Here is a 2,936-nt window from a genome sequence, read left to right on the forward strand (position 1 = left end):
TGAAGTTCGCCGAGCAGCATCGCTGGAAGGTCGAAGTCCTCTCGCAAACCGACTCCGACGTAGGCGGCCTCAAGGACATCACCGCCATCTTCGAAGGCGACAAGGTCTACTCACAGATGAAATACGAGTCCGGCGTACACCGCGTGCAGCGCGTCCCGGCCACCGAAACCCAGGGCCGGGTCCACACCTCCGCCATCACCGTTGCCGTGCTCCCTGAAGTGGAAGACGTCGATATCAAGATCGAAAACAAAGACCTCCGCATCGACACCTTCTGCTCGTCCGGCCCGGGCGGACAGTCGGTCAACACGACGTACTCCGCCATCCGCATCACGCATCTGCCCACGAACACCGTCGTCAGTTGCCAGGACGAAAAGTCGCAGATCAAGAACCGCGAGAAGGCCATGCGCGTCCTCCGCGCCCGCTTGTACGAGGTAGAAGCCGAGCGCGTCCACCAAATCCAGGCCAAGGAACGCAAGCAGCAGGTAGGCACCGGCGACCGCAGCGAAAAAATTCGCACTTACAACTTCCCGCAGAACCGCCTCACCGACCACCGCATCGGCCTCACCAACCATCAGCTAGCGATGGTCATGGAAGGCCTCCTGCAACCCACTGTCGACGCCCTCATCGCCCACGCCACAGCCGAGCGCCTCAAAGCCGAAGCCATAGCAGCGTAAGAGTAGCGAGTACAAAAGGCGAGACCATGGTCTCGCCTGTGTTTTCACTGTCTACTCTCTACTGTCTGCCTTATCACTCCATCGTTTCCTTGATGTTCTGCGCCACGTCTTCAATCGAGGTCTCCTGCGAAAGCTCCCGCACCTCGGGCTGATTCGCCGCCCGCCCCAGCCCCAGCTGCGTCGCCACATGTCGTTCCAGATCCAGCACCGCCGTAATCTCTTTCTCCGTCAGGATCAGGATCTGCAGCATCAGGTGGTCGCGCTCATCGCTTCGCCGTCCCAGCCGCGACTGCCGTATCAGGATAAAACTCGCCACCAGGATCGACTCCATCGCGACAATGGTCTGCAGCAGCGCAAAGGGACGCGGATCAAAGTGGTGCGTCCCCGGCGCGAGATTGAAGATGATCCAGAACGTGAAGACGCAAAGGTGCGCCCCCACAAACTTCAACGAGCCAACGAACTCCGCAATGCCATCCGCAACGCGCTCCGGATGGGTGCGCTGAGCCAGAAACTCCTGCTCATGCTTGGCGATCATCTCGATATGCGATTGGATATGCGCCTGTGCCATGAATCTTCCTCGGCGTGTGGGTACACGCCTGAGGAGTTGGATGCATCGGCGAAGCTTTCGCGCGCTGGTTGCGTTATTCTCTGCGAATGAGACTCTTTTTGGGTGTGGTGATGGCGCTTGCTGGCACAGGTGTGTCCGTAGCGCAGCAGGCAAAGGCTTTTACGCTGCAGCAAATTTTAAGCGCCCCCTATGCGCTCTCCCTCACCGCCGCGCCCGTCGGCGGCCAGTTCGCCTGGATCGAACACGCTGAAGGCGCACGCAACATCTGGGTCGGCGGCGCAAAGCACCCCTCGCGCTCCATCACGCACTACACCGAAGACGACGGCCAGGACATCAACGGCCTCACCTGGTCTCCCGACGCGACGGCCATCGCCTACGCGCTCGGCGCGGAAAGCGGAGCCAACGGCAAGCCTGCTAACCCCGCGCATGTCCAGCGCAATACTGCCGTCGAAGTCTGGGTCCAGCCCGTCGCCGCCGGCGCGCCTGCCGTCGATCTCGGCGAAGGCCACGCCCCACTCTTCACCCACGACGGCCACTCCATCCTCTTCCTCCGCTCCGGCCAAATATGGATTGCAGAACTCCCGGTCGGCCAACACACAGAGATCTCCAAGCCTCACCAGCTCGTTTACGACAACGGCGGTTCCGCCGGCTCGCTCACGCTCTCGCACTCCGGCACCCTGCTCGCCTTCATCAGCCACCGCAAGCTCCACTCGCTGCTCGGCATCTACAACCTCACCACCAAGTCCCTCGACTTCCTCGCGCCCTCCACGGGCAACGACGTTGCGCCCGTCTTCTCCTCCGACGACCAGCACATCGCCTGGCTCCGCGACTCCTTCACCTTCGTCGGCGAGTTCGATACCAACCGCGTCTCCGCCTATCCATGGTCCATCCAGCTCGCCACCGTTAACCCCGAAACCCCCGCCGGCACCTGGCCCTCCCACACCGTCTTCACCCCAAAACCCAACCTCGCCGGCAGCACACCCCCACGGCTCGCCACCGGCGAGCCGCACCTCTACTTCGCCCCCGGCCACAATATCGTTTTCTTCTCGGAAGCCGATGGCTACACCCACCTCTACGAGCTCGACTGGCAGTCCTCCACCACCCCGAAACTCCTCACCCCCGGCCACTTCGAAGTCGAAGACGTCACACAAGGCCCCGACGGCACACTCTTCTGGAGCTCGAACCAACAAGCCTGTAAGCTCAGCGTCACACTCTCCAACAATTTCAAACCTGAAAACACTAACTGTGATTCGCTCGACGTAGACCGTCGCCATCTCTGGAAGCTAACCCCCACCGGCCCCGTCGCGCTCACCACTGGCGAAGGCATCCAGACCAAGCCGCAGATCGCCGCCGATGGCACCCTCGCCGCGCTCATCTCCGACACCCACATCCCCATGCACCCGGTCCTCGTCGCCACAGACGGCGCCACCACCAACCTCCGCCCCAACGCCCTTCCTAAAGACTTCCCCACGACCGCCCTCGACCTGCTAGCCCCTCACCAAATCCTCTTCGCCTCCGACCCCACTCCCGCCGGCATAGTCCGCAGCAAAGCCGCACCCAACGACATTCGCTTCACCCTGCACGGCCAGCTCTTCCTTCCCGCATACTCGGAGGCCACCGTCCACCCTGCACTCATCTTCCTGCACGGAGGTCCGCGCCGCCAGATGCTACTCGGCTACCCGGCCATGGAGTAC

3 protein-coding genes are annotated in these 2,936 nt (G+C 62.2%); 2 read left to right on the top strand and 1 reads right to left on the bottom strand.

Features of this window, described 5'->3' with window-relative positions; translation table 11 throughout:
• Positions 1-674, top strand: a 674-nt coding sequence (locus tag AC5E6W_RS17905; RefSeq protein ID WP_491753696.1) for a peptide chain release factor 1, incomplete at its 5' end; no start/stop codon positions are given.
• A gap of 73 nt (positions 675-747) precedes the next feature.
• Here AC5E6W_RS17905 and AC5E6W_RS17910 read toward each other — a convergent pair.
• Positions 748-1,242, bottom strand: coding sequence for a DUF1003 domain-containing protein (locus AC5E6W_RS17910; protein ID WP_491753697.1), 495 nt, complete (start codon positions 1,240-1,242; stop codon positions 748-750).
• Between the two features lie 86 nt (positions 1,243-1,328).
• Here AC5E6W_RS17910 and AC5E6W_RS17915 point away from each other — a divergent pair.
• The coding region (locus AC5E6W_RS17915) for a hypothetical protein (protein ID WP_491753698.1) at positions 1,329-2,936 on the top strand (1,608 nt) is incomplete at its 3' end.

The sequence above is a fragment of the Bryocella sp. genome (assembly GCF_058498515.1).